Below are 26,705 nucleotides of genomic sequence, written 5' to 3'. Positions count from 1 at the left end.
GTGGAAATACGCAGGTGCCTGTCCTGGAAGCGTTTTAATTAATTGTCAGCTTAACACTTGTTAAGATCAAAGTAGCTTCTATCAATATCAGCAATGTGCTGTTGCTGAATCTGTAATAAGTTTAGGTGATAGTTGCAAAATCCTCAGTATCTCTAATGGTATAATCAAAGAACATCAACCTTAATCTCATGAAGCACTTCTACGTTGCCGTGCTTTGCCTTTTAATGTTAAAGGCAAACGCACAGAAGCAGGTATATATTCCTGCTAATTTTTCTACAGATCCGGCACTAAGTACATGGTCGTATGAACGAAGCTACCAGTCGGCCAATTTCGTTTGCTTCTGGGGGCCAACGGTGGGTACTAACCCTGCTGCCTATACGGATGCTAACCTGCGTTTTAATCCCGCAGCGGTATTGGATACGCTTGAATTTATTTACAGTAAACTGATCAGCGAGTATCATTTCTGTAAAGATGACAGCACCACTAAACTGGGGAAGTACAAAATTATCATCGTGATGAACGACACCTGGCCTACAGGCGGCCCTACCGGCTGGGCTTTTGGCGGTAGTTACGATAATATGATCGGCGCAATGTGGGTACATCCCAATTCTACCCGCGATGGTGGCGTGTTGAGTCATGAACTAACGCACTCGCTGCAGGGGCAGAACGGCATCGATCGCAATGCCGCGGGTGGTTTTAAAACAGAACCAACAGGCTCGTTCTGGGAAACGCACGCCAACTTTATGCGCGCGCAGATCTATCCCCAGTATATTAAAGAAGATATGGCCCGCTGGATGGCTACCCGCAGTTTCCAGTACAGCTCTACACGCCACCACTACTGCGCGTTTAACCTGCTGTTCGCCATACAACAGGCCGATAGCCTGGGCATGGTCAACCGTTTGTGGCAGGAATCACTGGCAGGCGAGCATCCGCTGATGGCTTACCGTCGTTTAAAGGGCTGGTCGCAGGCGCAGTTTAATAACTTTATGTTTGATTATGCAAGAAGGGAAGTGGTGGCCGATTATGCGCCGAAAGGAGCAGGCGATATTATTCGTGCAGAAAGGGCAAGGGTGCGGACGAACGAGCCGCACTACCTGTGGCGCGAATACACCATCCTCAAAAAGATCAATGACTCCACCGGCCGTTATGTAGTGCCCGATTACCAGGCACCGCAGGACTACGGTATCAACATCATCCCCCTTTATTCTACCTGCGCCGAACGTACGGTGAAAGTGAAGTTTAAAGGACATACAGCCACCAATAATACCACCGGCTGGCGTTATGGTTTTGTGGCGGTGAAAGCGGACGGTAAAACGGCACGTTACAGCAATACTTACAGCGCAGCCGAAGCAGAAATAGCCTTCAGCCTGAATGCGGACGAAACTAATCTTTACCTCGTGGTATCCGGCGCGCCTACGAGCCATACCAGTTATGTATGGGAGCCTGGTTTCACAAAGATCAAAAGATATCCTTATGAAGTAGCGATACAAAACGCGTTGCCTGAAGGTTATCAGCCTGACTTCAGAGGCCAGTATAAAAGCAACGGACACGTACATGCGAATGGCGGCGGCTGGGTGAGCAACAGTGCCACCGTGGCTGCGTCGGTATATGTGGGCCCTAATGCGATCGTACGTGGTAATGCGAACATTACCGGTAACGTGCGTATAGAAGATAATGCCTGGGTTGAAAGCGCCACGCTCAGCGGTGATGTGGTGATTAGCGGCAATGCTAATATTTTCTACGGTACCTATAGTAACACGGTGAAGGTGAAAGACAATGCCATCCTGAATTACTGCACAGTATCCGGTAATGTGGAAGCGAAAGATAATGCGCTGCAATGGGGTACTACGCACAGTGGTAACCTGGTAATAGGCGGTGATGCCGAAATCGGTAACTGTAGCACTGCAGGCGTATACCTGCAAACGCCGCATTTCAATAACGGCCGTTCCGATTGTGATGGTAAAGGTGCGGGTGATCCTTCCAACATCGATATTAACGCGGCCGTGGTGCCGTTTACTGACGCGCAAATGGCGATAGCAGACGCAGTGGTATGCCCTCCGGGCGGCATTATAGATAACCTGGCGCTTACCGCTACGCCTACCACCTCCTTCGTGTCGTCGTGGGAAAGCCTGGCTGCCATTAACGACGGTTACACACCTGCTGGTTCGGGCGACAGGAGCCATGGTGTATATGGCAACTGGAACAACCCTAACTCTTACCAGTGGGTACAGTATGATTGGCCGCAAGCGTATGTGTTAAATAAAGCAGAAGTATTCTGGTTTGATGATAATGGCGGCATCCGTGCGCCTGATTCAGCTTACCTCGAATACTGGAGCGGTACGGCCTGGGTGAAAATCGGTAATGTGCCAACAGGAAAAGACGTATTTAACCCGTTGATCACCGGTGATATCAGTACCTCCAAAGTACGTTTATCGATGAAGAGCCTTACACAATCTACAGGCATCGTGGAGTTCAGGGTATGGGGTGCTGAAAGTGCTTTGCCTGCACCGTCGTACAAGCTGTTAAGCTTTAGCGGTGCGCGTATAGATGGCGCTAACTACCTGCAGTGGGAAGCAGCGAATGAAGATTCGGTGCTGCGTTACGAACTGGAATATGGAACAGACAGTGTTCACTTCATCAAAGTGGCTACTATCGCGAAAAATGCCGGTAGTTACGATTATACACATACCAGCAACAGCGCTAACAGTTATTACCGCCTGAAACAGTTGGTGGGCAATAACATTAGCTACAGCCGTGTTCAGAAACTGAGCGCCGTTACAGGCAACCTGGCTATGAGCGCCGATGTAAGCACTTCCTACGTATCGCCATGGGAAAGCCTTTCGGCGGTGAACGATGGCTTTACACCAACCAACTCAAATGATAAGAGCCATGGTGCTTACGGTAACTGGTACAGTCCGGATTCTATTCAATGGGTAGAATACGCCTGGGCCGGTAACTGTGTATTAGACAAAGCAGAACTTTACTGGTTTGATGATAATGGTGGCATATTAGCGCCTACCACCGCTTACCTGGAATACTGGAACGGCTCCGCATGGGTGCGTTTCGGAGATGTAGGTGTAGCGAAAGATACGTTCAATACAGTTTCGCTGGGTGGACTGAACACCAGCAAAATCCGCGTGGCGATGAAGAACAATCGTGAGAGTACAGGCATCCTGGAATTCAGGGTATTTGGCTATTTCGCTTTGCCTGCCGCCGATAAACTGAGTGTGCTGTACCAGTCGCAGGGGCAGTTGACCGATAACACGCTGCGGAATAACCTGCAGGTGAAAAATGAAAGCGGCGAAGCAGTGGATTACAAAGACATCACCATCCGCTACTGGTTTACGGCCGAAGAGTTTGCGCCAATGACCAACCTCTATACTGATTACGCGCAACTGGGTACGGGCAATGTAACCATGAAATATGTACAGTTACCGCAGCCACACGCCGGCGCACTCGGTTATATAGAATATGGCTTCACCGCTGCTGCCGGTACCTTAGCCGCCAACGGTAATTCAGGCAACATTCAAACCCGGGCCGCTAAAAGCGACTGGACAACATTTAACAAAGCAGACGATTACTCGTATCAACCTAATACCAGCTATCTCAAAAACGAAAAGATCACTGTTTACCAGAACAGTGTGCTGGTAGGTGGTAAAGAACCGCAGCCTGTAGCGGCAGTACCTGCGTTCAAAGTGTACAGTAAAGATGTATCAGCTTCCAACAGTCTGAGCCCGTACATTAAGCTCGATAATACAGGTAATACCGCCATCGGTTACAGCCGTATTTCCGTACGTTACTGGTTTACTGCTGATGGTACCGCCAACCTTAACTACTACCTCGATTACGCGAAACTGGGCAACTACGTAACCGGCAAGTTCGTGAAACTGGCGAATGCCTTACCGGGAGCCGACAGCTACCTGGAACTGCGTTTCACCAAGCCCGACAGTCTGTACGCCCTTACCAGCACCGGTAACATTCAGCATCGCATAGCGAAAGGAAACTGGTCGGCCTTTAATACAGCTAACGACCACTCGTTCCTGGCAGGCAGCGCGTTTGCCGAGAACGTTAAAGTAACCGCTTATGTGGATGGGATACTGGTGTATGGCATAGAGCCCGACAGCGCCGTAGCCTTAACGCCGGCCGCTTACGCCCGCGTATCGGATGAAAGTCCGCTGGCAGTAAGTTTGTTGCAGAACCCAGTGGCGGGCAACCAGGTAGCCGTAACCATTACCGGTGCAGCCGGTGAGCGTTTGCAATTAACACTGGCCGATGCCGCAGGCAGGATCGTGGAAACCCGTACGGTAGGTAATGCTGCCGCTTCAGAGCGGCAGGTATTCTCCGTACAGCAGGTAACTGCGCAGTTACTGTATTTGAAAGTAAGTACCGGTAAAGCGGTGCGTACGGTGAAAATCATCAGGATAAAATAAAGCAGGGAATAAATGCAAAAGGGCTGGCCCGGGGCGATCATACGCTTCGGGGCCGGCCCTTTACCGTTTGAGCCGGGCTGGTATCGGGCTGGTATCGGGTGGCCCCTCTTAATATAAGGGTAGTGAGAGGGAAATGAAAGGGTAACGAAAGGGTTAGTGTGCTGCATGAACTGGATTTTAGGTTAATAAACTATCACCAATTCTACCCAAAGCGACATTTTTTCTACCCAAAACGACATTTTTTGCAGGGTGAAAACGGGAAATTTGTAACACAAAACCAATACACCATGATCCTGAAAAAACATAACGCCATATCCTCCGGTTTCCGCGGCCTGTTCGACGGCCAGGTTATGATACGCGAATGGAAAGGCCAGGTAGAGCTTTGTAAAGCGCCCGTAAAGCGGCCTGGGAAACCTACCTCCGGGCAGCAAAAGGCCCGCGACCGTTTTACGGAGGCCAACATCTATTACAGATGGGTAGTAGCCGTGCCAGAACTGGAAGCCTTGTACATACAGGCCCGCACCGGACACAAAACCGTGCAAAACCTCGCGATATCAGATTTCTACCATGCGCCGGAAATAGAAAGTATTAACCTTGATGACTATAAGGGGCAGCCGGGCGATATCATCACCATTAACGCTACAGACAATTTTTGTGTACACAAGGTACTGGTATGTATATACGATGCGGACAACCAGTTGGTAGAAAAGGGAGAGGCGCTTCAGCAGGGAGATACGGAGTACTGGGATTACACAGCCCTTTGTCAGCATGCCGGTGGCGGCAGGGTAGAAGTGACAGCCCGCGACCTGCCGGAGAATGAGACGAAAGTGGTGGTGGAGTTGGCGGAGGTACAAAATACCGAAAGGGAAACCCCTGGTACCCGATTTATGAACTACCTGGTGCGGCCCCTGTGCGACCGGGTTGATAGAAAATGCGGTTTAGTTGATATGTCTTTTGATGATCGCTTTATGAGTAAGCCGGGATAACAATCAAATTACTATGCGGTGGAATAAATTCAGCTGTGTAGAAAATACATTCAAGGCCTGCCAGCCGGTAGCAGTTCGTTATCAATTTAATAACCAGTTAGTTACAACAACTTTTAAGAATTTTTACACTTTAGAGTGTCATAGTGACACTTTTTTTGTAGTTTGCGGAAGATACAGAATTATACCCCCCGGGGTTGCTTTACATACAGACAGCCAGAGAGACATACGACGCGTTAGAAAACATACCATTATATTATTCACGGTTATGAAAACGATTCCCATGAATTACGCTAATTCCATTACCTCGTAGCCTGCAAATCCGGCGGAGAAGTTAATATATCAATCAATACATATTGTGCATTGCCCCAGCGGTAGTGTAATGGCCGTTTTGTGGCCCTCAACCAAAAAAAGCGCTTTACGCGATGAAACCTGTATGGTCCGTTTTATTGTTTTTTATCAGTGGACTGGCATTGCCTGCCCGTGCCGATATACGTCCGCCTGTGTCGTACATCGGGCTGGAACAGGGACTGTCGAATAATTCGGTGAGGTGCATTTATAAAGATCATAAGGGATATATGTGGTTTGGTACCTATGACGGACTTAACCAGTACAATGGGTACGAGTTCAAAGTATTCCGCAACAAACTGAACGACCCGGCTTCGCTGCCTCATAATTATATCTACGCGATTACCGGCGACCATCATAACAACCTGTTTGTAGGTACTGGCCAGGGACTTGTGCAGTACAATGGCTTTACAGGCCGTTTTTCGCCCGTCGATTTCAAAGGTGTTGATAAGGAGTATTACCGGCTTACGGGGCACGTAAACGCGCTCAAAACCGATAAGCCGGGCAACGTTTTCATTTGCACCAATGGTTTGGGACTGATGGTGAAGTTGTCGGGCGAACGGGTTGCTTTGCAGGCACAGTTGCCGCAGGGCCGCAATTACACCAGCGTACAGGTAATTACCATCGACGAAAAAGGCGGCGTGTGGATGGTGATAGGAGATGTGGGATTGTGTAAATACGATTATCAGACCAACAGTGTGAGTTTTGCCGATAGTACGATCAAAGCTGCACACTGCATGGAGGCCGACGGGCAGGGGAATTTATGGGTGGGCACTGGTAGCGGATTGTATAAGTTTGACCTGTCGAAACGCAGGTTTACACTGGTAAAAACGAGCTGTAGTAACATCACCACCATGCACGTAGCTGCCGATAAAAAGATATGGATAGGTACAGAAGGAGACGGGTTAATGGTGATGAATGGCGCCACCGGCCAAACCGAAAGCCTGAAACAGGGGCGCAACGGGCTTTCCAGCGAATCGGTGAGCGCTATTTATGGCGATAGTGAACAGAGAGTGTGGATAGGCACTATTAAAGGTGGCATTAATGTGATTGATCCACAGAAAAGTCAGTTCCAGACAATATCGCGGGATCCTTTTGACAAAAATAGTCTTGTGTATAATTTCGTTTCCTGCTTTTACGAAAATGGCGACGAATTATATGTGGGTACTGATGGTGGCGGCTTCAGTATATGGGACCGTAAGAAAGACGTATACCGGAATTACACTGCCGATGCGGGCAACCCGGCATCGCTTAGCAGCAATATCGTTACCAGTATATTGAAAGATGCTTCCCAGACTACCTGGGTGGCTACATTTCCCGGTGGTGTAAATAAGTTTGATGCCGCTACGGGCAGGTTTCAGCATTACAAATGCATCAACCCCAAAACAAATACCGAGAATAAAAATGTTTGGCTGCTGTTCGAAGACCGGGATAAAGACCTGTGGGCTGCCACATTTGGCGCGGGTAAATTGTACCGCTTCAACCGTTCGGCCAACCAGTTTGAAATGTTCGAAGAGGAGTTTAACGATCTTATTTCCATGGCCCAGGACAAGGATGGGATGATATGGGCGGGGAATTTCAGGTACCTTGTAAAGATCGATAAGCACCGCCGGAAGTATGAGTACTTCGATATTGGCAAACCGGTACGTGCTATTAGTGCAGATAAAAACGGCGGCTTATGGCTGGGTACCGAGGGCGGTGGGCTGGTGTTTTTTAAAGATGGAAAAATAGTCGAACGTTTCGCTGATGGATCGGGACTTTGTAATAATTCGGTATTGAACATCCTGGAAGACAATAGCGGTAACCTGTGGTTAAGCACCTTTGAAGGCCTTGCCAGGTTCAGTAAAGAAAAGAAGAGTTTCGCCGCTTTTTACCAGGGCGATGGTCTACAGAGCAATCAATTCCTGTACAACGCTGCCTTAAAACTTCACTCAGGTGAAATGGTTTTCGGCGGTATCAAGGGATTTAATTTGTTTTGTCCCTCGCAGGTGCAAACCCGCAAGTACATTGCGCCCATCGTACTGAGCGATATCACCATCAATAATGCCGCACTCACAGACAGTACGTACGTAACAGCCATGGCCGGCGATCAGGTGAAAGCGCTGGAAATTCCGTACAACAAGGCTGTACTGTCCATGAAGTTCGCCGCACTTGAATATTCATCTCCGGAAAAAATAAAGTTCGCTTATATACTCGAAGGCTGGGATAAAGACTGGGTGTACACGAACCGTAACCGCAGCATCAGTTACACCAATATCCGCGAAGGCAGCTACCGCCTGCGCATCCGCTCAACCAACGCCGATGGCACCTGGAACCCGGGTGAGCTTACCATGGCGATCCTCGTTCTTCCTCCCTGGTACCGCACCTGGTGGGCTTATTTGTTATATGCCGCCACTGCTGCCGCCGCTGTGTACGCGTTCATGCGCTACAAGTCGTACCAGGCAAGGATGAAGTACGATATGAAAATTACCAGTCTCACCGCAGCGCGCCAGCGTGAAGACAATGAACGCAAGCTATCCTTCTTTACCAATGTGGTGCATGAATTCCGTACCCCACTCACCCTGATCATCAACCCTGTAAAAGACATGGTAACCAGGGAAACGCTGAGTGGTACGGAGGATGAAGAAGAATTACACATCGTATACCGCAATGCACGCAGGCTGCTGAGTCTTGTAGACCAGTTGCTGCTATTCCGCAAAACAGAAAGCGAGGCAGAGATGCTGAGTTTAGGCCGCCTGCAGTTTTACGATCTCTGTAACGAAGTGTACCTCTGCTTCGTGCAACAGGCGCGTTCGAAGAAAATAGATTACACCTTTTGCTGCGAAAACAAAACACTGGAGCTGGTGGCCGACCGGGAGAAAATTGAGATAGCGCTCTACAACCTTATTTCCAACGCATTAAAGTTTACGCCCGAAGGAGGTCGTGTTTCCTTTACGGTAACAGCCAAAGAGAATGGCGTAGAAATTAGGGTAGAGGATAACGGTCCCGGTGTACCCGAGGGTACGGGCGACCGGTTGTTCGAGAAGTTTTACCAGGTGAAACAGGACTCGAAAACAGGCTTTGGTATTGGTTTGTACCTCGCCAAACATTTTGTGGAAAGTCACAAAGGTAGCATCCGCTACGACAGTACCCCAGGTTTGGGCGCCATCTTCACGATGATATTGCCAGGCGGTAACGCCGAACAGTGTAAGGTAACAGACAAAGGTGTGCGTTCAGAAGTGCTGGAAGAACTTGCCGGCCGCGAAGTGGTCAACGTTGTAGTAACCAAAGTACGCAGGCAAAAGCAGGAAGACATTACGACAGAGCGCGACACCATCCTGGTAGTAGACGACAATGAGCAGATGCGCAACTATATCCGCCAGATATTCAGCGACCGCTTCTCCGTACACACAGCATCCAACGGCACCGATGCCCTCGTACTTGCTGCTGACTACCTGCCCGATATCATCATTTCCGATATTGTAATGGACGGTGGCGATGGCATCGAACTTTGCCGTCGCATTAAAGAAAGTCCGGAACTCGGGCACATACCTGTGCTGCTGCTTACCGGCAGTCCCTCGCAGGATGCAAAACTTAAAGGTGTAGCATTGGGAGCCGAAGACTATATCACTAAACCATTTGAAAAAGACTTCCTGGTAGCCAAAGTAGAAAACCTGCTTAAGAGCAGGAACAGCCTGCAGAAGTACTTCTATAACGAAATTACCCTCCAGAAAAATACCCACAAGATATCGCCAGAGTACAAAGAGTTCATCGATAGCTGCATTTCCATCCTTGAAGATCATCTTAAGGACGACAACTTCACCGTAAAACACCTCGCTTCTGCGTTGGGAATGAGTCACAGCAAGCTTTATAAACGTATTAAATCCGTATCCGGGCAAACCGCCAATGGCTTTATCCGCTTCATCCGGCTGCGTAAAGCCGCAGAGTTGTTCATCAACACAAAATGCAATGTAAGCGAAGCGGCCTATTACGTGGGCATGAAGGACATCAAACATTTCCGCGAGCAGTTTAATAAGACGTTTGGTATGAACCCATCGGAATATATTGAGAAGTTCAGGGGGACGTTGGGGAAGAGCTATGGGATTGGGAGGACGAAGTGATTTGGGTTGGCTGGCCCCTCCATTCCTCACCCACAAGCAATCATGTCTTTTTGACACTAAAAACGTGAATAATACGAAAATCACCCCTTTTTATCCGAGTTTCCCCATCTCTGCGTAGCCATTCTCTCACTACCTTTCAGCAGCACAGTAACAACCAAAATTCCATCAATTAAAAAACTGAGCGCATGTTTAGAACAATTCCACGACGAAGGCCGGGTCATTCTTTTTTGCTTGTTAAAGTATGGCGCGGCTGATTTATTCCACTATTTGATTATCAAAACTGATTTATGTTATTGACTTTAAAGAAAATGACCGGTTATGCCGGGCGGGCCTTCCTGGTCCTTTTGCTGGTGATGTTATGCCGTGAGGGTATAGCCCAGCAAAAAATTGAAGTGAAGGGTGTTGTTGCAGACAGCAGCGGAGGGCTGCCCCAGGTTAATATTGCTGTGCAGGGGCTTTCGCAGCGGTTTACGACCGATGAACAAGGGCGTTTTTCTATTTCGGTGCCAGCTACGGCCAGTTTGCAGTTTAGTATGATAGGGTATGTGAGCCGGGTGGTGCAAATGAGCAATCAGAAACCTGATGCCGCGGGTAATTATTTTGTGGCGGTGCAATTATTGCCCGATCAAAAAGACCTGGGTGAGGTGACGATCGTAGGGTTTGGTACGCAGAAGAAGGCGAGCGTGGTAAGTTCTATTACCACTGTGAATGTAAAAGACCTGAAGGGGCCTACGGGCAACCTGACCAATACACTGGCGGGTAAAGTACCGGGACTGATCGCGTTTCAGCGTAGTGGTGAGCCGGGCTTGGGTACAGATAACTCCAACTTCTTCATCCGTGGATTATCAACCTTTGGTACCGGTAAGCAGGACCCGCTGATATTAATAGACGGGGTAGAGTCGACACCTACTGATATGGCACGGTTGCAGCCCGATGATATTTCAGACTTTTCGTTGCTGAAGGATGCAGCGGCATCGGCGGTTTATGGAGCCAGAGGCGCAAACGGGGTGGTGCTTATTAATACTAAAACCGGGCTTTCAGGTACCGCGAAGTTTAATGTAAGGGCCGAAAGCAGGATATCTTCCAATACAAAAAACTTCAAATTCGCGGATAATATTACGTTTATGGAGCAGGCGAATGAAGCTACCGCAGCCAGGTCGCCACAGGCTATTCTTCCCTACAGCCAGAACAAAATTAACCATACTGCGGCGGGTGATGATCCCATATTATATCCCAACAACAACTGGCTCGATCAACTCATCAAACCCTATACCGTAAACCAGGGTTACAATATGAACCTGAGCGGTGGCACAGGTAAGGCCCGCTATTATATTGCCGGTACATTTAACCAGGATAACGGGGTGCTGAAGGTGGATAAGATCAACAACTTCAACAGTAACATTAAACTGCTCAACTACTCGCTGCGTACCAATGTAAACCTGAACGTGACCAAAACGACGGAGCTGATATTTCGTATGTATGGCCAGTTTGATGACTACAAGGGGCCTGTGGGCGGTGGGGCTAAGACCTTCGCCAATGCCATGAACGCGAACCCCGTTGCTTTCCCAGCCATATATCCTTCGGAGATGCTGCCGTACGTGGAGCATCCGCTGTTTGGTTCGGCAGTGATGACGACCAATGGGTCGCTTACCTCTGACCTGTTCCGTAACCCTTATGCGGAAATGGTGAAAGGATACAGGATGTACAAGTCATCGAACCTGCAGCCACAGTTCGAACTTAAACAGGACCTTAAGTTTGTTACGCCAGGGCTTGACCTCAACGTGATGACGTATGTGAGAAGAAATTCCTATTTCGAAGTAGACCGTTTCTACAATCCCTTCTATTATGATGCAGTTATTGATCCACAGGACCAGAGTTATTACATTAAGGTGTTGAACGATGGATCAGCCACCTCTCTGGGTACCGTTGGTACAGAGTTTCTCAACTACACAGAGGGTGCAAAAACGATTGATTCGAGGGTGTGGTTGCAGGCGGCTATGAACTATAACAGGCTGTTTGGCAAACACCAGGTGGGTGGTATGTTGATTACCTATCTTTCGAGCTACCAGAAAGGCAACGATGGTGGCGTTACCAAATCGCTGCCGCAAAGAAACAACGGTATTTCGGGCAGGTTTACCTATGGTTATGATGATCGTTATATAGCGGAGTTGAACTTTGGCTATAATGGTTCAGAGCGTTTTGCGGAGAGCAAACGATATGGTTTCTTCCCTTCTGCCGGCGTGGCATACCGGGTTTCCAACGAAACGTATTTTCAACCTTTAAAAAATATCGTTAACGAGCTTAAATTCCGTGCTACTTATGGTATTGCCGGTAACGATGCCATTGGCAACCAGGACGACCGGTTCTTCTACCTTTCGGCCGTTACGATGAACGATGGGAATTATGGAGCAAGTTTTGGCCGGAATGAAGGTCAGGGTACTTTTAACCAGCCTGGCGTTTCTATTTCCCGCTATGCTAATCCCAACATCAGCTGGGAGATTTCCCGGCAGTTGAACCTGGGGATGGACGTTACTATTTTCAAAGATTTTGAACTGATTGCCGACGTTTACAAACAATGGCGTTCGCAGATATTGATGTCCAAAACCTATACAGAATCGGCCTCCGGGTTAATGGCTACGCCCATGGCCAACTATGGCAAGCTGGAAAGTAAAGGTATTGACCTGTCGGCCAAGTACCAGCGTTCCTTTAACAAACATACCTGGGGCGCTTTAAGAGGCACCTTTACATATGCTGTGAGTGAAAAAACACTGGTAGACGAATTACAGTATGACCCTTCCGTGAAATACCTCTCACAGATCGGGCAGTCGGCCAGCCAGGCATGGGGGCTTATTGCCGAACGTTTGTTCGTTGATAACAAAGAAGTGGCCAATTCTCCTTTACAATATGAAGATGCCGGATTACTGGCCGGCGACATTAAATATAAAGACGTAAATGGCGATGGCAAAGTGAACAACGACGATAAAGTGCCCATCGGTTTACCTACGCAGCCTGAGATCATCTATGGCTTTGGGGCTTCGATGGGGTACAAGAACTTCGACTTCTCTTTCTATTTCCAGGGATCTGCGAGGTCGTCGTTATTCATCGACCCAACACAGATACAGCCGTTTTACCGTAGCTCCGCCGCAGATCTGAGAGGCACCGAAACAGGATTGTTAGACGTGATTGCCAAAGATCACTGGTCGGCCGAAAACCCAGACCTCTACGCGTTTTGGCCAAGACTGAGTACCTGGCGTGTAGGTCCTAATAACGAAAATTCTACCTGGTGGATGCGTAATGGCAGTTTCCTGCGCCTGAAGAGCATAGATGGCGGTTATACGTTCCCTAAAATGAAAAAAGCAGGAATTGATATGGCGAGGATTTATTTCTCCGCCACCAATCTTTTCATTCTCAGCAAGTTTAAACTCTGGGATGTAGAGATGGGCGGCAATGGTCTTAATTATCCTTTGCAATCTGTTTACAATGTGGGTATGCAGGTGAATTTCTAATTTAAATACAAGTAGTGATGAAATATAAAATAATCTGGTTGTTGTGTATCGTACTTACAGTTGCTTCCTGCAAGAAGTTCCTGGATGTGGTGCCCGATAACGTAGCTACGCTGGATAATGCGTTTAAATTGAGAGTAGAAGCACAGAAATATCTTTTTACCTGTTACGCCTTTCTCCCAAAAAATGGTGATAACTGGTTTAACCCCGGGTTTATGTCTGGCGACGAAGTGTGGCTGCCACAAACCGACCAAACTACCTGGCATGCGGCCTTCCGCATTGCACAGGGGCAACAGAACACCAATGCGCCTTACTTCGACGATTGGAGCGGCGCGCGTAAGGGCGGTCCATCAGATACCCGCGCCAACAATCTCAAAGTATGGAGGGCGATACGGCACTGTAACATCTTCCTGGAGAACATGAACGACATGAGTAAGGTGCCCGACATCACCCCGGCTGAGCGTAGTCGCTGGATAGGAGAAGCGGAGTTCCTGAAAGCATATTACCATTTTTATATGCTGCGCATGTATGGTCCCATTCCGGTCATTGATAAAAACGTATCGATAGAAGGAGCAGAGTCCGTGCCGAATGTAAAGCGCGATCCGGTAGACAGCGTAGTGAACTACATTTCACGTTTGCTGGATGCGGCCACTGAAAAGCTGCCGCCGCGTATTATGGACGAAAATACAGAACTGGGGCGTGTAACCCAGCCGGTTGCACTGGCCATAAAAGCAAAGTTGCTGATCATGGCTGCCAGTCCGTTGTTTAACGGGAATTCCGACTATACCAACTTTAAAGATAAAGATGGAGTAGCGCTGTTCAACCTTACCTACGATGCAACAAAGTGGGAAAAAGCCAGGGATGCGGTAAAGGCAGCCATTGATGCGGCAGAAGAAAACGGGCATGTTTTATACGAGTACAAACTGGACGTACTGGGCTTAAGCGATACCACCAAGAGGCAGCTGAGCATCCGTAACTCCTTTACCCAGCGTTGGGCGTCAGAACATATCTGGGCGTTATCCAACAGCTACTTCGTAAACGAAGCCCTTTGCGCTGCGCCATTTGAAAGAGGCTCCAATACCAACAGGGGCCAGTTAAGAGGTTTGTGGGCCGCGCCCATGAAAATCGCGAAGATGTTTTACACCCATAACGGCGTACCGATCGAGGAAGATAAAACACTCAGTTTCGCAAACTATGCCGAACTCCGGACTGCTACTAAAGCCGAACGTTTCAATATCGAACAGGGTTTTGTAACCGCGCGTCTGAACTTCGACCGTGAGCCCCGCTTTTATGCCGATCTCGGTTTTGATGGCGGTGTATGGTACATGAAAGACAGTCCGAGCGGGAAAGACGAAGCCACTTATTACCTGAAAGCCAAGAACGGCGAACGGGCAGGTTTTGGTGATTTTGTGAACTATAATGAAACTGGTTATTTTATCAAAAAACTGTTGCATTGGGAATCTACTACCGCAGGTACTGCAGCACCCACATTTAAAACCTACCCATGGCCCGAAATACGGCTGGCCGACCTTTACCTGCTGTATGCAGAAGCGCTGAATGAAGCAGAACCTGCATCAGCCACCGCGATCGAGTACCTGGATAAAATACGTACCCGGGCAGGGCTGAAAGGCGTGGTGGAATCATGGGCCAACTACTCCTCCAATCCTTCCAAATTCACTACACAAGATGGGTTGCGCGAGATCATTCACCGCGAACGTACTATAGAACTGGCCTTCGAAGGTCAACGCTTCTGGGACCTTCGCCGGTGGAAGAAAGCAGCCGATGTACTGAATGCAGATATAACCGGTTGGAACAGTTTCGGTAAAACGGCTGATAACTATTATAAGGAAAGGGTAGTATTCACCCAAACCTTTATCACACCACGCGATTACTTCTGGCCAATTGGCGTTTATGACACCAGGCGAAACCCGAAACTGGTAGAAAATCCAGGATGGTAATTGATTAGCGTATCCTTAAATCATGAATGTATGTTTAGTAAAATAAAGAACTGTTTAATGCTGCTGCCTGCCGTGCTGGTACTGGCCGCCTGCGAAGAAGATCTTGGTCCGCAGGGCCCCGCCACCAGCGATAAAACGCCACCCGCAAAAGTGTCTGACATCAAGGTGGAAAACCAGGCCGGTAAAGCTTTACTCACCTATAACCTGCCGGGCGATGATAACCTGCTGTACGTAAAAGCTGTGTATACCATTGCTAATGGCAGGCAGATAGAAGTGAAAAGCACTTACTACAATAACTCACTAACCGTAGAAGGCTTCGCTGATACTAACGAACACGAAGTAACCGTGTATTCCGTAAGTCGCGCCAATGTACTTTCCGGTCCGCAAACCGTGAAGATAAAACCACTGGAAGCGCCTATATGGGAAGTGTATAAAAGCATCAAGGTAGATAATGCCTTCGGCGGTTACAACCTTAGCGCGCTAAATGCCTCCAAGGCAGACATTTCGCTGCTGATACTAAAAGACAACGTGTTTAAAGAACTCGAGGTGGATAACAACAAAAGCATATTTACAAACGTAGACACCATTCGATCTAAAATCCGCGGCCTGGATACTATCGATCACAAATTCGCATTTGTGGTGAGAGATAAGTGGGGGAATACCACCGATACGATGTATAAAACCATCAAACCAATTTACGAAGTAGAGTTTTCGCCCCTGAAGTTCGCCCCCTTTGTATTACCCGGCGATGCGCCGCAGGTAACAAACGGAGCGAGACTCGATTATATGTGGGACGGTAAAACCGGTTGGCCTTATACCAGCTTTACCCACCAGGTAAATGGCGGCAACCAGCCCCATATGATCACCTTTGATATGGGCGTAGCCGGTAAGTTAAGCCGTATATGGATAAGACCGTTTCCCGAAGGTGCCCGCTATTACTTCCTAACCACAATGAAACGTTTTGAAGTATACGGTTCGGTGAACCCATCCCTCTCCGGTGCCCTGGATGCCTCGTGGGCACTGCTGGGCTACTATGAAGTGGTGAAACCATCCGGCACGCCTTATGGCTCCGACACCTCCGCCGATCAGGCTACCGCAGCGGCAGGATTTAACTTTGAGATAGACCTGAGCGCCGGTAAAGTGAGGTACATGCGGATCAGGTGTCTTGAGAACTTTGCAGGTGGCACCGCACAAAGCATTAACGAATTAAAAGTATACGGCGATAACCGATAAACAATTGCAGTATGAAAAAGCTAATAATAAAGCAACTGGGGGTGGCGCTGTTATGTGCAGTTACGCTGGCCGCCTGCTCTAAATGGGACGACTATAAACAGTATACCGCAAACGGGGAAACATTGTACACCGGCAAACTTGATTCTGCCAAAGTGTTTTCCGGCAGTGAGCGCGTACGCCTGAAAGGATTGCTGGTAGCAGATCCCAAGATATCTAAAGTGAGAGTTTCCTGGAACGATGGCGCCGATTCGCTCGTATTTGCAGTGGATAAAGCAGGCAGCCGGACATTTGATCAAACCTTTGCTGTAAACGAAGGCGTGAAAAGTTTCCGCATCAATACATTCGACGATAAGGGCAATACATCCGTACCCGTAAACGTGATCGGTACTTCGTATGGTTCGGCTTACAAAAGAAAACTGGTGAACCGCCCGGTAGTATCGTCTGTATTTGCCTCAAACAAAACCACCATCACCTGGGATTTAATGGACTTCTCGATAGGTGCGCAGTATACGGAGATAGAATATATAGTGAGCGGTGTTACCTTAAGCGTAAAAACACCTGTGTCGCAGGCAACCACTGTACTCGACGGTTTTAACACCACTTCGGCGAAGTTCCGTTACCGTACCGTATTCCGGCCAGACACCACTTGTATCGATCTGTTTTATACCGAATTTGTAGAGCGCTGATCAATAATACCAGGGCTGTTTTCCTGCGGGAGAACAGCCCTGATTTCAAACGATGAAAAGAATCAACAGCTGATTGTTGGCCCGACGCCCCGTTTTAAATATTCCACGTATGCTCAGCGGCCTGGGCAGAATATCAATAATAATTCTTCACACGAAAACCTTTAATCATGAAGTTCAACCCTTTTGTAGCCGGTGTTTTAGCCGGAACTTTGTTTATGTTCAGCTGTACAAAAGAAAGCACAGTACCCGTAGAACAAGCGACCATAGAAGATGAAACCGCAGCCGTTGCAGCCCCCGCTGCACTTGGCACACTTACCTGGTACCTGGTGAGAGCCAGTAATCCAACAGCCGATCAGACAGATGCTTATAACAGGATTACAGCAGCGATGAACGCAGCCGTTACCATGTATAATCAGCAGACAACACGCTGTACAGGCAATCTGCGCGTAGAGTACAATACAGGTGTGCCTACTGCAGATGGCAATTCCAATGGCACCATCCGTTTTGGCGCTAACCGCAGTTATATGACCCAGCGTTGTGCGATGCACGAAATAGCGCACACCCAGGGTGTGGGCACCACCAGCCGCTGGACGCAGCTGGTAGTAAATGGTAAATATACAGGCGCTAACGCACTGGCGATGTTGCGCAGCATGGTAGGCGAGAGCCCTACCTCCACATTAAGTGCCGATGGCCACTCTTTCTGGCCATATGGTTTAAATTATCAAAGCGAATGGACCACCGTGAACGGCCAGCGTAACGCCCGCATTGTGGGTGCTATGCAGCAGGACGGCGTTTAGTTTTTCACACAGATACTCAGGCCCTTTGCAATATGGCCGTCCCGGTATACGCCGGGGCGGTTTTCATCATTTAAATAATACCCCATGAAAAGAATATGTGTACTACTGGTTTTTACCCTGGCCGCCTGTTCCGGTTATAAACAGGGTGTTGGAGATATGCAGTATATGATTCATACCGATGTTCCCGGTGAGGCTATCCGTACGGGCGACTTTTTATCCGTGAATTATATCCACCGCACCGAAGAAGATTCCTTACTGACCAGTTCTTACCTGCTCGACCATCCCGTATTTTTCGAGCAGCAACAGTCCTCTTTCAAGGGCGATATATTTGCCGGCCTCTCCTTGCTGAGCGAGGGAGATAGTGCCACGTTCCGGCTGAATTTCGATTCCATGCAGATTATACTCAACGTGCCGAAGCCCGCAAACACCAAAGGAAAGTATCTCGTGTTTACAGTGAAGGTGGAAAAGGTAATTCCGAAGGCAGGTAAAAGTGATTCATTATTTAGTGAGGAGGTGCGGGCGTTTTATGCAGCGGATGCAGAGAAATGCAGGCAGGAGGAAGAGGGGAAGATCCACCGCTACCTGTCCGGCAACCGCCTGTCGCCGTTCGAAACACCTTCCGGATTGCTTTACATGGTGACCAGTAAGGGCAGCGGGCCGGTAGCGGCCGTGGGAGATAGTGTAAGTTTCGAACATACCGGGATGTTTATTACCGGGAAAGTATTTGACTCCAGTATGAAAGATACCGCACTGGCGGCCGGCATTTATGACGCACAGCGCCCTTACAGTACCAATGTAATAGAGGCCGGGGCAGGTGCCACGATGCCCGGCGTGGATGAAGCCTTGCTATTATTACCTGCCGGCACAAAGGCCCGTTTGCTGCTACCGTCAAGGCTGGCCTACGGGGCCAACGGAAATAGTATGTTTGCCCCGTACATGCCGTTAGTGTTCGATATTTACATCCGGGAGGTGCGGAAAAAGGGGGAATGAAGAGAGATTTAAACTTTTTCAGCTAATTTTATGGCGGACCAATGATAACTACTTCGTTTGAGAGACGGGATAATTAGTGAACAAGACCTCCTCCGGCGGGTTGCCTCGGGGGACGAAGCAGCATTCCGGCACCTGTTCGACCAATACCGGCAAACCGTGTTTGGCTTTGCGTTTGCACATCTTCGCACAGAAGCGCTTGCCGACGAAATCACCCAGGAAGTCTTTATAAAAATATGGACCTCCGGTGAAAAGCTGGCGGAAGTGCAGTCATTTGAACCATGGCTTCGCACCGTTACGCGTAATCTCACCTATTCTTATTTCCGTAAAGTAAAGCAGCAGCGTGAGCTGATCGACGGTTACGCTTCAGGCTTACCGGGCGAGGAAGGCCTCGACACTACCAGCCAGGATATGGATTATGGCGAAGTGCGCCGGCTGTTACATGACGCCCTGGGTTCACTTACAGAACAACAGCGCACCATCTTCCGGATGAGCCGGGAAGAAAATATGCAGTATAAAGATATTGCCGCCGCGCTCGGCATTACCGAGTACACGGTAAACTACCATCTGAAAAAGATACTAGCTCACCTGAGAGCCGTATTAGGAAATAATTTATATATGCTGTTACTCAGCACCTACTTCCTGTTTTTGTGATCTTTTTGTGAATTTTTTGAGAAACCGACTACTTGAACGCCTTTTTCGTGCGTCTTTCTTATAACAACCGAATTAAACGGTGATGATCGTGAATAGATTGGAACATCTTTACCAGGCATATATGGAGGGTAAACTCTCGCTCGGAGAGAAGCGGGAGTTATGGGAACTTTTAACCGACCCCGCGAATGAAGCGGAGGTGAAAGCCCTGATGGACGCCCGTTTTGATATGGAGCTGCCTGATGTGTTGCAGAGCGACGCCGCGGCAGGCGCGATGTTCAGCGAGATTACCGCACAACCAAGAGAAGTGGTTTTACGGCCCATACGTGGCAACCGCCGCTGGTGGGCTGCCGCCGCTGCCGTACTGGCTTTGGGTACGGGCATCTGGTTCCTGGCCCGACCTGTAAAACATACAGGAGTAGCGATCGTAACACAAGGCACGCTAAACGATGCGCTGCCTGGCAAAGAGGGTGCGGTACTTACACTCGCCAACGGCCAGCAGGTGGTGCTGGATAGTCTTGGTAACGCAGAAGTAGCCACCCAGAACGGCGCGAAAATCGTTATCCGAAACGGTCAGCTCGTTTACAACCCTGCTGAAAATGCAGGCGGCGAGCTGCAGTATAACAAAATTACTACGCCCAAAGGCCGCCAGTACAGTGTGGTATTGCCCGACGGGTCGAGAGCATGGCTGAATGCGGCTTCCTCTTTACGTTACCCGGTGGTGTTTAACGGCACAGAAAGAAGGGTGGAAGTAACCGGCGAAGTGTACTTCGAAGTGGCACAGCATGCTAACAAACCTTTCTTTGTGCAGGTGCAGGAAGGCCCGGAAATACGGGTGCTGGGTACCGATTTTAATATTAATGCTTACAGCGACGAGCATGCTATTCAAACCACTTTGTTAAAAGGCAGTATTCACGTGGTGGCGGGTAATGGTACGCCGGTGGTGTTAAAACCCGGGCAACAGGCCAGCATGGCGCGTAATGCAGAAAATGTGCAATTGAAGGAAGCCGATCAGGAGCAGGTAATGGCCTGGAAAAACGGCAACTTCTACTTCGACCGGGCCGACATCCGCAGCATCATGCGGCAACTATCGCGTTGGTATGATGTAGAGGTGGTTTATGAGAGCGTGCCGGAGAAGAAATTCAGCGGTACTATTCCAAGAAATGTGAATGTATCACAGGTGTTTAGCATATTAGAATCGACCAACAACGTACATTTTAAGATCGAAGGAAATAAGGTCACTGTGGCCAGGTAATCACAGTAATATCAACCAATAGTAATTCTTTCACCATTTAAAAACGGCTATTAATGCAAAGTTTACGAGTCTATGCCGGTTAAGTTTCATCCCTTAAAAAAATAAACCGGAAGTGCGGCTAACACCCCGGTTTGTTTGGATGATGAACGTTATCGTTGTTTTCACAATTCTTCAACCAGAAACAAATTTATGTATTTCACTGCTTTGTGCAAAAACAAAGAGCATGGGAGTGCCATGCCAGCCAAAATCTGGAGGATCATGAAATTATCCTTTATTCTGTTACTAACAACTGCCTTGCATGTTTCGGCCAGTATATCGGCCCAGAACGTGACTTTGAAGGGAAAGGAAATGTCGCTGCGGCAGGTTTTTTCGGAAATGAAAAAACAAACCGGGTTTAATTTCTTTTATACAGACGACGACCTGGAAGCCGCCGGTAAACTGGAGGTGAACATCGTGTCGCAGCCCCTTGCTGCAGCGCTGGACGACCTGTTGAAAGAGAAGGCCCTCACTTTTTCTATCGTAGATAAGGTGGTGATCATTAAGAAGAAAGAGCAGCCTGCCCCCGTAAAAGCACCGCCCATCGAAGTTTCCGGTCGCGTAACCAATGAAAAAGGCGAACCGCTGCCTGGTATTACCGTGATGATCATGGGCACCAAAACAGGGGTGGTCACCAACTCCTCCGGCCTGTTCACCATTCGCTCCCCAAAAGATGGCGCAATAGAACTGAGCATCACCGGGATTGGTTATAAGATGAAAGCCGTTACGGTAAAAAGCACGGACGTACTAACGATCGTACTGGAACAGGATGTGACGAAAATTAACGAGGTGGTGATCAGCAATGGTATGTTTACCCGCAAACGGGAGAACTTTACCGGTGCCGTATCTACCTTTTCCCAGGCCGAAATGAAAGCCGTTACCAACCAGAACGTGCTGAAAGCCCTGGCTATACTTGATCCGTCGTTCCAGATCGTCGACAACCTTGATGTGGGGTCTAACCCTAACCGCCTGCCTGAAATACAGCTGCGCGGCCAAACCGGGTTTCCCGATCTGAAAGGTGATTATACAACGAATCCGAACCTTCCCCTGTTTATCCTCGATGGTTTTGAAACCACGCTGGAAAAGGTGAATGATATGAATATGAACCTGGTGCAGAGCGTCACTATATTAAAAGATGCATCTGCAAAAGCCATTTATGGTTCTAAAGCAGGTAACGGTGTAGTGGTGATAGAAACCAAACCTCCGGTGGCCGGTAAGCTGCGCCTGTCGTACACCGGCAGCATGGACGTAACCGCGCCCGACCTGTCGAGCTACAAGCTCACGAACAGCATGCAGAAAATAGAAGCGGAAGTGCTTTCGGGAAAATACAGCTCTGTATTCCCCCAAACACAGGCCGACCTGCTTCGCGAATACAGCACCAACCTGCAGGCCGCACTGGAAGGCGTGAATACTTACTGGTTATCGCAACCATTGCGTAATGGCTTTGGTCAGCGCCACGGTATTAACCTCGAGGGCGGCGAAAATGGGTTCCGCTACTCCGCCAATATGAACTACAATAGTGTGGTGGGTGTCATGAAAGGCTCCGACAGGAATACCATTTCCGGTGCCATCAATCTCATCTACCGGAAAAATAATTTCCAGTTCAGGAACAGTTTAACGGTGGATAAAAACCGCGCCGACAATTCGGCTTACGGCAGCTTTACCAATGCAGCGAGACTGAATCCTTACTGGAGAATGACGGACGATAATGGCAACTATATCAAGTCGTACAACAACGGTGCCGTTGGCAACCCGATGTACGACGGAAGGCTGAACTCGAAAGATTATACCACTTATCTCAACATCATCGAGAACTTTTATGCCGACTGGGACATTGTGCGTAACCTGCGTGTAACCGCAAGGGTAGGGATAACTAAGCAGACCAACGAACTGCAGAAGTTCATTCCTGCCAACCACTCCATGTACGCTGCTGTTGCACAGAACACCGACGCCTATCTCGATCGCGGCGAGTACACGATTTCGAATGGCAGCCAGAACAACATCAATGGCGACCTGCTGGCTAACTACTCCTTCAGCATCGGTAAACATAACTTCTACCTGAATGGTGCTTACACCGTAACACAGGCCGATATGTACACCCACGGTATGACCATGGTAGGTTTTCCGAATGATAAAATGGATGACATTTCTTTCGGCCGTCGTTATAAAGATGGCACGAAGGCTACCGGTACAGAGAATACCAGCCGCTCTGTGGCGATTACTTCCGCGCTCAGTTATTCGTACGACGAACGTTATATACTCGACTTCTCATACCGCGGTAATGCCAGTTCTCAATTCGGGGCCGACAAACGCTGGGGCCTTTTCTGGTCGGCCGGTGCGGCATGGAATGCACACCGCGAGAAGTTCATGGAGAACGCGAAGTTTGTGAACATGTTGAAGTTCCGGGCTACTGTGGGTACTACGGGTACACAAAACTTCAATTCTTACCAGTCGCTTGCCACCTACCAGTACATTACCGACCGCACTTACAACGGCGATATGGGGCTCGACCTGCTCGCGCTGCCAAATCCCTATCTGCAATGGCAACAGGTGAAAGACAATAATATCGGGGCAGATGTGACGGTGTTTAACCGCGTAAGTTTGCGTTTCGATTATTACATCCGCGATACGAAGAACCTGTTGAGCGATATGGTGATTGCACCTTCTAACGGTTTCGATACTTATAAATCCAATATCGGCGAGTCGCGCAACAAAGGTTTCCAGGCGGGTATTAACGTACGGGCTTTCTCCGACAGCCGTACCCGTACCACCGTAAACGTGTTTGCGAACATCGCGCATAATACGAACCGCATCCGCAAAGTGTCGAACTCACTGGTACAGCTGAACCAGGATGCGGATAACGGTAAGGACGACGTTACCACCGGTAACAGCGAAAGCCGTAAACCATCTACGAGGTTTGAACCGGGGCAGTCGATGAGCGCCATTTGGGTAGTGCCCAGCCGTGGTATAGACCCTGCCAATGGCCGCGAAATTTATGTGAAGAAGGATGGTACACTTACGTACGAATGGAATGCCGCCGACCAGGTAGTGGGCGGCGACAGCAACCCGCTGTACAATGGTACGTTCGGACTTAACGTGTTGCATAAAGGCTTTACCGCCAACTTCGCCTTTACCTTCCGCGGTGGTGGTCAGCAGTATAATACCACACTCGTAAGCCGGGTAGAAAATGCCGATTACAATTATAATGTAGACGTACGCGCACTCACCGATCGTTGGAAACAACCCGGCGACAAAGCCCTGTATAAAAACATCGCTGACAGAACAGATACCCGTCCTACTTCCCGCTTCGTGCAGGACCTGAACGAGTTGCTTTTCTCTTCTGTAAGCCTGGGTTACGACTTCGGCACAGCCGCCTGGCTGGAAAGGATGAAACTGAACAGGGTATCGTTGATGGTTAACCTGAACGACCTGGCCAGGGTAAGCTCCGTGAAAACAGAACGCGGCCTCGATTATCCATATGCAAGAACGATTTCGGGTTCTTTACAAATCACTTTTTAACTGTGTAGCAATGAAACTTAACCGCATATTCATATTAGTTGTTCCGGTGATGATGCTGGCTTCCTGTAAGAAGTTCCTGGATGTAAAGCCGAAAACACAGATCGATGCCGAAGTGGCATTTAATGACGAGCAAGGTTACATGGACGCCCTCACCGGTGTTTACCTTGACATGAACATGGATGCAGTGTACGGCAAGGAGCTGACCTTCGGGTTGACGGATGTACTCGGCAAACAGCATACCCTGTTTAACAGTACCTTCCACGAATACTACAACGCAGCCGCATATCTGTATACAAATGCAGGTGTACGCAGCAAAATAGATGGCATTTACAAAGGGATGTACAATGCCCTGGCCGACGATAATAACCTGATCGCCAACCTGGAGAAAGCAGACCAGAAGATGTTCCGCGATGTGAACTACAGCATCATCAAAGGGGAGGCTTACGGTTTACGTGCCTTCCTGCATTTTGACCTGCTTCGCCTGTTTGGTGCATCGCCTGCTTCCGCTGGTGGCAATACCACGAAAGCTATTCCTTATATGGACCGTTTAACAGTAGATGCGTTGCCTCGCTTAACCACGGCGGAAATTATTACCCGTGTGCAGGCCGATCTGGCCATTGCAGCTGCCGCGTTGAAAGATGTGGACCCGATAGTACCAGGCAGTACAACGCCAACTACTACTACCGGTTACCTCCGGGCGCGCTTCCATAAGTTTAACTATTATGCGGTAAAAGCGTTGCAGGCCCGCGTGTACTTGTATGCCGGCGATAAAACGAACGCCCTGGCTGCAGCATTGGAAGTGATCAACAGTGACGCTTTTACATTTACCACTACCGGGCAGATCAATGCGGGCGACAGGGTATTCCTGGACGAACTGGTGTTCTGTTTGTATAAATCAGATATGACACCGTTTACTGCCACTTACTTCACACCAACTGCCAGTAACCTGCTGACTAAAACCGGCGACGCAGAATTTCAGGCGGTGTATGAAACCACGGCAGATGTTCGTTACACGCTGCTTACGGTGTTGGACAATACATCCAGCAACATCCGCTATTCCAAGAAGCTGGAACAGGTGGTGGGCGGTAGTACGGGTTACCTGAACAAACTGCCGGTAATGCGCGTGTCGGAGATGTATTACATCGCGGCAGAGTGTGTGAAAACAACTGACCCAGGTGCCGCTGCTGAATACATCAACGTGGTGCGCCGGGCGCGCAACGTACTGTCCGATTTGCCTGCCACGCTCAGCGATACTCAGTTACAGGATGAGTTATTCAAAGAGTATCGTAAAGAGTTTTACCTCGAAGGACAGCTTTTCTACTATTACAAACGCCTGAACCTGCCACAGATCGGAAGTGTAACGGCCAATAACAGCATTTATGTGCTGCCGCTGCCCGATAATGAGGTGGAATACGGTAATGGTAAATAATCGCGCTACAAAAAACGAAACAACATGAAACTGCAAAATATAAAACTGGCTGTACTGCTGCTGTTCGCAATCGGCTTAACGTCTTGCGAAAAAGATATTGCAGCGTACAATGATGAGGCAAGGGTTTATTTCTTTGAAAGAAACACCGACCTCTCTCAAACCCGTATTAGTTACAAATCGTTTACTTTCCTGCTGCTGCCACTGGATGTTACGAGAGATACTTTCCTTGTGCGTGTAAAGATCATGGGAGATAAGAGTACCTCAGACCGCGTAGTGCGTGGCCGTACTATTACTACAGGTACTACGGCTAAAGAGGGTACGCATTACCAGTTTATCGATGGGATAGTGCCGGCAGATTCGATATACGGTTACATCCCGGTAGTGTTACTACGTACAGCCGATATCCGCGACACATCGGTGAGCCTGAACCTCGGTATTGCTGCTACGAAAGACTTTCAACCAGGTGTGGGAGAAGACAGCTCGATCGTACTGAACTGGAGCGATAACGTGGTTAAACCATCTAACTGGGATGGTATTATCAGTCTTACTTATTACTTCGGTACTTACAGTGCAGCCAAATGGCGCTTCATTATAGCCACTACCGGTAAAGATAAATTTCCTTTGCAGCAAAGCGGCCGTGTACCGCCCGCGCCGGGGGAATATACCTCCATGGCCATGCTTGATCTGAACGCCTTATTGAAAGCTGCACTCAAGGCTTACAACGACAGTCACGATCCGGACCTGACCGACGAGTTCGGGCAACTGGTAACATTCCCGCTGTAAGGGAGTA

Annotated in this window: 14 protein-coding genes; all 14 read left to right on the top strand. The window is 48.8% G+C overall.

Going from position 1 to position 26,705, the window contains the following annotated elements:
• Window positions 1-188 precede the first annotated feature (188 nt).
• The 14 genes from QZT80_RS09650 (at window position 189) to QZT80_RS09585 (ending at window position 26,698) form a co-directional block, all read left to right on the top strand.
• The gene (locus tag QZT80_RS09650) at window positions 189-4,430 is read left to right on the top strand and encodes a DUF6055 domain-containing protein (RefSeq protein WP_295121133.1); all 4,242 of its coding nucleotides are present in this window, start codon (window positions 189-191) and stop codon (window positions 4,428-4,430) included.
• 287 nt (window positions 4,431-4,717) lie between these two features.
• Window positions 4,718-5,416 (top strand): hypothetical protein, encoded by a 699-nt coding sequence (locus tag QZT80_RS09645; protein ID WP_295121131.1) that lies wholly within the window; start codon window positions 4,718-4,720, stop codon window positions 5,414-5,416.
• A 422-nt stretch (window positions 5,417-5,838) separates the two neighbouring features.
• Complete coding sequence (locus QZT80_RS09640; RefSeq protein WP_295121129.1) at window positions 5,839-9,861, top strand: hybrid sensor histidine kinase/response regulator transcription factor; 4,023 nt, start codon at window positions 5,839-5,841, stop codon at window positions 9,859-9,861.
• A 287-nt stretch (window positions 9,862-10,148) separates the two neighbouring features.
• Window positions 10,149-13,367, top strand: coding sequence for a TonB-dependent receptor (locus tag QZT80_RS09635; protein WP_295121128.1), 3,219 nt, complete (start codon window positions 10,149-10,151; stop codon window positions 13,365-13,367).
• A gap of 17 nt (window positions 13,368-13,384) precedes the next feature.
• Complete coding sequence (locus QZT80_RS09630) at window positions 13,385-15,322, top strand: RagB/SusD family nutrient uptake outer membrane protein (RefSeq protein ID WP_295121125.1); 1,938 nt, start codon at window positions 13,385-13,387, stop codon at window positions 15,320-15,322.
• A 30-nt stretch (window positions 15,323-15,352) separates the two neighbouring features.
• Window positions 15,353-16,555: a DUF4959 domain-containing protein gene (locus tag QZT80_RS09625; RefSeq protein WP_295121122.1), complete on the top strand. Its 1,203-nt coding sequence runs from the start codon at window positions 15,353-15,355 to the stop codon at window positions 16,553-16,555.
• Between the two features lie 11 nt (window positions 16,556-16,566).
• A complete protein-coding gene (locus QZT80_RS09620; RefSeq protein WP_295121119.1) occupies window positions 16,567-17,241 on the top strand; it encodes a DUF4998 domain-containing protein in 675 nt (224 codons plus the stop codon).
• 167 nt (window positions 17,242-17,408) lie between these two features.
• Window positions 17,409-18,038, top strand: a complete 630-nt coding sequence (locus QZT80_RS09615; protein WP_295121117.1) for a hypothetical protein — start codon at window positions 17,409-17,411, stop codon at window positions 18,036-18,038.
• An 84-nt stretch (window positions 18,039-18,122) separates the two neighbouring features.
• Window positions 18,123-19,028, top strand: coding sequence for an FKBP-type peptidyl-prolyl cis-trans isomerase (locus tag QZT80_RS09610; protein WP_295121114.1), 906 nt, complete (start codon window positions 18,123-18,125; stop codon window positions 19,026-19,028).
• 57 nt (window positions 19,029-19,085) lie between these two features.
• On the top strand, window positions 19,086-19,679 hold the full coding sequence (locus QZT80_RS09605) for an RNA polymerase sigma factor (protein WP_295121111.1): 594 nt from the start codon (window positions 19,086-19,088) through the stop codon (window positions 19,677-19,679).
• 88 nt (window positions 19,680-19,767) lie between these two features.
• Window positions 19,768-20,931 carry a FecR domain-containing protein gene (locus QZT80_RS09600; RefSeq protein ID WP_295121109.1) on the top strand — a complete coding sequence of 388 codons (1,164 nt, stop codon included), beginning with the start codon at window positions 19,768-19,770 and terminating at the stop codon, window positions 20,929-20,931.
• A 258-nt stretch (window positions 20,932-21,189) separates the two neighbouring features.
• Entirely contained in the window at window positions 21,190-24,486 is a 3,297-nt protein-coding gene (locus QZT80_RS09595) for a SusC/RagA family TonB-linked outer membrane protein (RefSeq protein WP_295121106.1), read from the top strand.
• A gap of 10 nt (window positions 24,487-24,496) precedes the next feature.
• Complete coding sequence (locus QZT80_RS09590) at window positions 24,497-25,915, top strand: RagB/SusD family nutrient uptake outer membrane protein (RefSeq protein WP_295121102.1); 1,419 nt, start codon at window positions 24,497-24,499, stop codon at window positions 25,913-25,915.
• 24 nt (window positions 25,916-25,939) lie between these two features.
• Window positions 25,940-26,698: a DUF4843 domain-containing protein gene (locus tag QZT80_RS09585; RefSeq protein ID WP_295121099.1), complete on the top strand. Its 759-nt coding sequence runs from the start codon at window positions 25,940-25,942 to the stop codon at window positions 26,696-26,698.
• Window positions 26,699-26,705: the final 7 nt, after the last annotated feature.

This window comes from uncultured Chitinophaga sp., assembly GCF_902168175.1.
GTDB lineage: Bacteria > Bacteroidota > Bacteroidia > Chitinophagales > Chitinophagaceae > Chitinophaga.
This window is presented reverse-complemented; position numbering and strand designations above follow the sequence as displayed.

Coding starts and splice junctions, on each gene's coding strand:
- QZT80_RS09610 (WP_295121114.1), top strand. CDS start 18,123: ATGAAAAGAATATGTGTACTACTGGTTTTTACCCTGGCCGCCTGTTCC.
- QZT80_RS09650 (WP_295121133.1), top strand. CDS start 189: ATGAAGCACTTCTACGTTGCCGTGCTTTGCCTTTTAATGTTAAAGGCA.
- QZT80_RS09595 (WP_295121106.1), top strand. CDS start 21,190: ATGAAATTATCCTTTATTCTGTTACTAACAACTGCCTTGCATGTTTCG.
- QZT80_RS09645 (WP_295121131.1), top strand. CDS start 4,718: ATGATCCTGAAAAAACATAACGCCATATCCTCCGGTTTCCGCGGCCTG.
- QZT80_RS09620 (WP_295121119.1), top strand. CDS start 16,567: ATGAAAAAGCTAATAATAAAGCAACTGGGGGTGGCGCTGTTATGTGCA.
- QZT80_RS09635 (WP_295121128.1), top strand. CDS start 10,149: ATGTTATTGACTTTAAAGAAAATGACCGGTTATGCCGGGCGGGCCTTC.
- QZT80_RS09640 (WP_295121129.1), top strand. CDS start 5,839: ATGAAACCTGTATGGTCCGTTTTATTGTTTTTTATCAGTGGACTGGCA.
- QZT80_RS09625 (WP_295121122.1), top strand. CDS start 15,353: ATGTTTAGTAAAATAAAGAACTGTTTAATGCTGCTGCCTGCCGTGCTG.
- QZT80_RS09630 (WP_295121125.1), top strand. CDS start 13,385: ATGAAATATAAAATAATCTGGTTGTTGTGTATCGTACTTACAGTTGCT.
- QZT80_RS09585 (WP_295121099.1), top strand. CDS start 25,940: ATGAAACTGCAAAATATAAAACTGGCTGTACTGCTGCTGTTCGCAATC.
- QZT80_RS09590 (WP_295121102.1), top strand. CDS start 24,497: ATGAAACTTAACCGCATATTCATATTAGTTGTTCCGGTGATGATGCTG.
- QZT80_RS09615 (WP_295121117.1), top strand. CDS start 17,409: ATGAAGTTCAACCCTTTTGTAGCCGGTGTTTTAGCCGGAACTTTGTTT.